Genomic DNA, 6,357 nt, shown 5'->3' on the forward strand with positions numbered 1-6,357 from the left:
CCGGCGTCACACACGCCCGAACTTGCGCCGGTACGCCACCGGCGTCAGCCCGGTCAGTGCCTTGAACATCCGTTGCAAGTTGGAGCTGCTGCTGAAACCCAGCTCGGCGCCGATGCTGGCGAGGGGCAGCGCCGTCAACGTCAGGCGTTCGCTGACCTGGTTCAACTTGATGCGTCGGGCGTAGGCCGCGACAGTCTCACCCGTTTCACGGCTGACCTTGCGCGCCAAGGTGCGCTCGGACACCGCCAACTGGCTCGCCAGTGCCTGGACGGTGATCCGCTCAGCCGGCATCTGTTCGATCAAGCCGTGCAACTGTCGCAGCCATCCGCTGGGTTGCTCGATCAGGGCCGCCCCCTGGAACGCCGCATGGGGAATGGCCGGGCGCGGCAGCACCATGAGCCGGGTAATGTCGCGCAACACGTCACTGCTGACGCTGCGTTCGATGAGTTTTTCGGCGATGGGCAGGTAGCCGTTCACCCCGGACGCCGTCGCCGTGCGCTCGTTGAACACGCAGTTCTGCTCGCTTTGCCAATGGACTTTTCGATACTGCTGCTGCATCGCTTGCGCCAGCCACCAGGTCACCGTCGCGCCCTGCCCGTCCAATCGGCCGGCGGCGGCCAGCAGGCAGACACCGGTGCAATAGGACCAGAGCTGAAGCGATCGGGCATGCTTGGACAGCGCGCTCACGAGGGCTGTCTGTTCAGCCAACAGCGCATTCACCTGCTCGGCCGATTCGGCCCAGAAGCCAGGAACCAGAACGGCATCCAAACCCGCGCTGCCCAACACCGCTTCCGCCTGCAGGGTCACGCCATGGGCACACACCACCGGCCCGGCCTGCAACGCGATGTAGCGGGCCTCGAACAGCGCCCGCCCTCCTCTGCGGTTGGCGGCATGCAGCAGATCGGCGAACGCGAACAGGCCGGCGGGCATGCAGCCGGGAAACAGGAGCAAACCGATGCGAAGTTTGTTGGTCATGGCCTGAAACGAATCAAAGATGTCAGATCCGGCCATTATGCACACCGGACCGAGTCGGCACCATGAAGCGCTCGCTCAACAGGAACGCGTCATGAACATCCAGCAGATCCGTAACGCCACGATCATTCTTGAATTCGGCCCGTATCGCGTGCTCGTCGACCCGATGCTGGCTGGCAAGGGCACGCTGCCGCCGCTCCGACTGTTTGGTGCCACGCAGCGTAATCCACTGGTGGCGCTTGCGGCCTCGACAGCGCAGGCCCTCGATACAGTCACCCATTGCTTAATCACCCACTGTCAGAAAGGCCATTTCGACCATCTGGATCGCGCAGCCAAGCAGTGGCTGAGGGAAAAACAGATCCCGGTCATCTGCACACCCCATGACGCCCCCTACCTCACCAAGCGTGGCCTGAATGTCCAACCACTGGCCAAGGCGCATGACCAACCCAACCCATTCCTGGGCGGCACTATTCGCTCCGTTCGATGCACCCATGGGCTGGGTCTGGTGGGCAAGCTGATGGAGCATGGCGTCGGCTACCTGATCGAGCTGCCCGACGAACCGAGCGTCTACCTCACCGGCGATACCGTACTCACCCCCACCGTCTGCGAATTCGTCTTGCGCCACCAACCGCAGGTCAGCGTAGTTCCGGCAGGCGGGGCACGGTTCGATCTCGGCGGCGACATCATCATGGGCATCGACGAGACACTGGAATTCACTCGCCTGTCTCGCGGGACCGTGGTGGCCAATCACCTGGAAGCGATCAGCCACTGCCCGACGACACGCAAGGCCCTTGCCGAAGCCGCCGCGCTGGCCGGCGTCGCAGGCCGGCTGTTGATACCGGAGGATGGCCAGACGTTGGTCTTTCGGGCGGCCTAGGCCAATGCGTCCAGCTCGGCCAGCATCGGCGCAGGGATCTTCAGTTCACTCGCAGTGAGGTTTTCCCGCAGGTGCGCCAACGACGACGTACCGGGAATCAGCAGGATATTCGGCGCACGTTGCAGCAACCACGCCAGGGCCACGCACAGCGGTGAGGCCTGCAAACGCGCCGCCACGCTGGAAAGGGTGTCCGATTGCAGCGGTGTGAAGCCGCCCAGTGGGAAGAACGGCACGTAGGCGATGCCCTGCCGGCCCAGGTTGGCAATGAGGTGTTCGTCGTCGCGATGGGTCAGGTTGTAGTGGTTCTGCACGCAAACCACCTGGGCAATGCCTTGGGCCTGCTTGACCTGCGCGGCCGTGACGTTGCTCAGGCCCAGGTGACGGATGAGGCCTTGGCGCTGCAGCTCGGCCAGTGTCGTGAACGACTCTTCGATGGAGTCTTCGGTGGGCGAATGCAGGTCGCCCCACACCCTAAGGTTGACCACGTCCAATACCTCCACCCCAAGGTTGCGCAGATTGTCGTGGACCGCACGGGTCAACTCGGCGGGGCTGTGGGCCGGGTTCCAGGACGCGTCGGCACCACGAACGGCGCCGACCTTGGTGACGATGACCAGATCCTGGGCGTAAGGGTGCAGCGCTTCGCGGATCAGCTGGTTGGTGACATGGGGCCCGTAGAAATCGGCGGTGTCGATGTGATTGACCCCGCTCGCCAATGCTTCGCGCAGCACGGCGACGGCGGCCGCCGGATCTTTGGGCGGTCCGAAGACCTGGGGCCCCGCCAACTGCATCGCGCCGTAGCCCATGCGATTGACCGTGCGATCGCCCAGTAAGAAGCTGCCTGCCTTGCCTGCAATGTTCATCTCGTCGCCCTCGGATCAATGTAAGTGAGCCGACTATAGGCGTTGACCATTCCCTTGATAATCAGGTGCAATCAGCACGGGTTGTACGGCGGAGAGAACAATGGCGACGGATATTCAAGACTTGCTGGCCTTTGTGTCCGTGGTCAATGCGAAGGGCTTTCGTGAAGGCGCGCGGCTGAGCGGCAAGTCTGCCTCAAGCCTCAGCGATGCCGTACGCCGAATGGAAAGCCGGCTCGGCGTACGCCTGCTCAACCGCACCACCCGCAGCGTGGTACCGACCGAGGCCGGTGCCCGGTTGATGGAACGCATCGTCCCGGCCCTGGGCGAGGTCGAGGCGGCGATGGACGTGGTCAACGACTTTCGCGACCGGCCTTCGGGCACCCTCAGGCTGAACGTGCCGGTCAGCGCGGCCCGCCTGGTGTTGCCGGCGATCATCACGCCGTTCCTGAAAAGCTATCCCGACATCCGCCTGGAAGTGGTCACCGAAGAGAGCTTCGTCGACATGCTCGCGGCCGGCTGTGACGCCGGCATTCGCTACGACGAGCGCCTGGAGCAGGACATGATCGCCATCCCCATCGGCCCACGGTTCCAGCGCTTCGCGACCGCCGCTTCACCCGCGTACCTCGATGCCAGGGGCCGGCCCGAACATCCACGGGACCTGCTTGGGCATGCCTGCCTGACGGGCAAGTTTCCCAGCGGCGCCCTGCCCCTGTGGGAATATGAACGTGACGGCGAAACGATGAGCGTCGACCCGAGCGGCCCGTTGATCGTGCGCATCGGCGGCGCAATGGACCTGGCAGTACAGGCTGCGGTGGATGGGCTGGGCATTGTCCATCTGTTCGAGGACTGGTTGCGGCCCCACCTGGACAGCGGCGCCCTCGAACCGGTACTCGAACCCTGGTGGCAGCGCTTTACCGGGCCGTTCCTCTACTACCCCGGCCGCCGCTACTTGCCATCGCCGTTGAGGGCTTTTGTGGATTTCATCAATGCACAACAGTGTGGGAGCGAGCTTGCTCGCGAAGGCGTCAGCACAGCCAACCTAACTGCAAATTGATACACCGCTATCGCGAGCAAGCTCGCTCCCACAAGGGTTCGGCGGCGTAGCTGAAAATCCTGACCCACCACAAATCCATTGTGGGAGCGAGCCTGCTCGCGATAGCGGTAGTGCATTCACCCCATTGCCCACTCGTCTCCCCGCCGCAAGGATTTTCGAACCAAGCCATTCGCCACGGCTCGGACCTACATGACACCGCTGAAAGCCACGATGACGCGCTTCGACCGTCACGGCTTGAACGGCGGGTACATCAAGAATGCCTTGCGTTTCACTGCCGGGAGTTTTCGTTATGTGTGACGGTCTTGTTCAACACGTTTCTTCAAAAGACTCCCTGGCGTATTTCGCCCAGCGAGACACGCTCGGCAGCCGTTTCGGTGCTAGCGTGACGCCCTTGGACCTGTACGTGACAACGCCGCCCAAGGTCCTGGACCGCCAGAGCCTGATCAAGCCAAACATGCAGGTCAGCGCCATTCGTCGTCGCGGCGGGCACTTGGAGTGCATCAAGGTTCGCTGGGGTTGGTCGCCGATCTGGTCAGTCGGAACGATGCCGCCGCTGACCCATCTGCCCTTGCATCTGGTGATGCGTTCCAAGGTCTTCGACCCCATCAAGCACGAAGGCCGCGTACTGGTCGCCGTGGAGGGTTGGTATGAGTCGCAAGCCCCCGCCTCGCCCTCCCAGGCGCAACGTCTCACCTACACGACCGCCCGGCAGTCGGCCCCGATCTTCCTGGCCGCCCTGGCCCAGGCCAGCGAGACCCCGTTTGGCTGTGACGGCCTGGCCCTGGTGACGTATGGCGACATCGCCAACCAGCAGCAGCGGGTACTGGCCTTCGGTGCCGAAGATGCGCTCGACTGGCTGGAGCCCGCGCTGGGATGGGAACAGGCACAACAGCTGGCCGCACGCCTGAACGGCGCGCAACCGCACCTTGAACCGGCAATGACAACCCAACGTCCGGCCCAGGGCGGACTTTGACTTAGGGAGATAAAGCCATGTACGTGATCATGGGCGCCACTGGCCACGTTGGCTCGGCCACGGCCCGAGCCTTGCTGGCGCCAGGGCATGCCGTGATTGTCATGACCCGCAACGCCACCCACGCCACCGAATGGCACGCCAGGGGCGCTCAAATCGTCGAAGCGGATGCTGAAAACGTCGAATCGTTGCGCGCCGCGTTTCGGCTCGGGCGCAGGGCGTTCATTCTCAACCCGTCGGCGGATCCCAGTACCGATACCGATGCGGTGGAACGGCGCACGGTGGCCAACATCCTGGCCGCCCTCGACGGATCGGGCCTTGAGAAAATCGTCGTGCAATCCACAGCCGGCGCCCAGCCCGGCGAGCGTATCGGCGATCTCAGCGTCTTGTGGGAGTTGGAAGACGGGCTGCGCAACCAGTCGATCCCGGCAGCGATCAATCGCGGCGCTTATTACATGAGCAACTGGGACAGCCTGCTCGATACCGTGCGCGAGACCGGCAAGTTACCGACGCTGTTTCCCGCCGACCTGGCCTTTCCCATGGTTGCGCCCCGGGACCTGGGCGAAGTGGCGGCCGCGCGGTTGCTATCCTCGGTTGACGACATTGGCGTGCGTAACGTGCAGGGGCCTCGCCTGTACTCGCCCAACGATGTGGCCCAGGCATTTTCCCAGGCGCTCGGCCGGCCGGTCGAGGTACAAGTGATCCCCAGGGATCAATGGGAAAACACCTTCCAGAGCCTCGGCTTCAGTCCCGCTGCGGCGCAATCCTATACACGCATGAGCGCCGTCAGCCTCGACAGCGGCTTCGACGTGGGCGACAACGCCTTGCACGGCACTATGACGCTTGAGGCCTACATCCAGGCGCTGGTGCAAAACAACGGGCTGGGAGCGCACGGATAAAGGAATGCAGGAACGGCGCGGCAATGGACGGTAAACTGCGGCGGTCCTTTTTCTTTTCCAGCATGAGGCTTTGCATGAGCAACCCAGATATCACGTTTATTCCAGATTCGGATGCGGACTCCATTTCCTCCGACGTCGCCGGTTTCGGCGGCCTGCTGGTTTCCACGCAAATCCCCACCCACGCCGACGGCAGCCTGGAACTGGGTGACATCACGCTGCAGAGCGAATGCACGCTGCAAGCCCTCAAGACTGCCCTGGAGGGCGCCGGCAGTTCCATGGACCGGGTCCTGCACCTGACCATCTACCTGACCGACATGGCTGACCGCGCCGCTTTCAACGAGGTCTACAAACGCTTCTTCGCAAAACCCTGGCCGGTTCGCGCCGCCGTGGGCGTGGCGTCGCTGGCGGTTGAAGGGATGAAAGTGGAAGTGACGGCGATGGCGGCGAAGGGCTGAGCGGGCACACTGCACTTTTGTAGCGCTGCACTGCTTTTTGTGGCGAGGGAGCTTGCTCCCGCTGGACTGCGCCTGTAGGAGCTGACGAGTGCAACGAGGCTGCGATCTTGTCCCAGACAGTTGAGTCTCAAGCGAAAGATCAAGATCAAGATCAAGATCAAGATCAAGATCAAGATCAAGATCAAGATCAAGATCAAGATCAAGATCAAGATCAAGATCAAGATCAAGATCAAGATCAAGATCAAGATCAAGATCAAGATCAAGATCAAG

Annotated in this window: 7 protein-coding genes; 5 read left to right on the plus strand and 2 right to left on the minus strand. The window is 62.8% G+C overall.

The genetic code is table 11. The annotated features are described in order from the left end of the window. Positions 1-6: 6 nt before the first annotated feature. Positions 7-975 (minus strand): GlxA family transcriptional regulator, encoded by a 969-nt coding sequence (locus tag AB4Z20_RS09080; RefSeq protein WP_442089762.1) that lies wholly within the window; start codon positions 973-975, stop codon positions 7-9. 91 nt (positions 976-1,066) lie between these two features. Here AB4Z20_RS09080 and AB4Z20_RS09085 point away from each other — a divergent pair, with 91 nt between their 5' ends. Continuing rightward, a complete protein-coding gene (locus AB4Z20_RS09085) occupies positions 1,067-1,849 on the plus strand; it encodes an MBL fold metallo-hydrolase (protein ID WP_442089763.1) in 783 nt (260 codons plus the stop codon). On the opposite strand, the gene AB4Z20_RS09090 is transcribed toward AB4Z20_RS09085, so the two are convergent. Next, positions 1,846-2,709 carry an aldo/keto reductase family oxidoreductase gene (locus AB4Z20_RS09090; RefSeq protein ID WP_320388974.1) on the minus strand — a complete coding sequence of 288 codons (864 nt, stop codon included), beginning with the start codon at positions 2,707-2,709 and terminating at the stop codon, positions 1,846-1,848. The two genes, AB4Z20_RS09085 and AB4Z20_RS09090, sit on opposite strands and share 4 nt — an antisense overlap. Before the next feature lie 100 nt (positions 2,710-2,809). On the opposite strand from AB4Z20_RS09090, the gene AB4Z20_RS09095 reads away from it, so the two are divergent. The 4 genes from AB4Z20_RS09095 (at position 2,810) to AB4Z20_RS09110 (ending at position 6,087) form a co-directional block, all read left to right on the plus strand. After that, complete coding sequence (locus AB4Z20_RS09095; RefSeq protein WP_442089765.1) at positions 2,810-3,763, plus strand: LysR family transcriptional regulator; 954 nt, start codon at positions 2,810-2,812, stop codon at positions 3,761-3,763. 289 nt (positions 3,764-4,052) lie between these two features. Next, positions 4,053-4,736, plus strand: coding sequence for an SOS response-associated peptidase family protein (locus tag AB4Z20_RS09100; RefSeq protein WP_320388975.1), 684 nt, complete (start codon positions 4,053-4,055; stop codon positions 4,734-4,736). A 17-nt stretch (positions 4,737-4,753) separates the two neighbouring features. Continuing rightward, entirely contained in the window at positions 4,754-5,632 is an 879-nt protein-coding gene (locus tag AB4Z20_RS09105) for an NmrA family NAD(P)-binding protein (RefSeq protein ID WP_442089766.1), read from the plus strand. A gap of 74 nt (positions 5,633-5,706) precedes the next feature. Continuing rightward, complete coding sequence (locus AB4Z20_RS09110) at positions 5,707-6,087, plus strand: RidA family protein (protein ID WP_253476167.1); 381 nt, start codon at positions 5,707-5,709, stop codon at positions 6,085-6,087. The last annotated feature ends 270 nt before the right edge of the window (positions 6,088-6,357 follow it).

It is taken from the genome of Pseudomonas sp. KB_12 (assembly GCF_052114545.1).
GTDB classification, from domain to species: Bacteria; Pseudomonadota; Gammaproteobacteria; order Pseudomonadales; family Pseudomonadaceae; genus Aquipseudomonas; species Aquipseudomonas brassicacearum.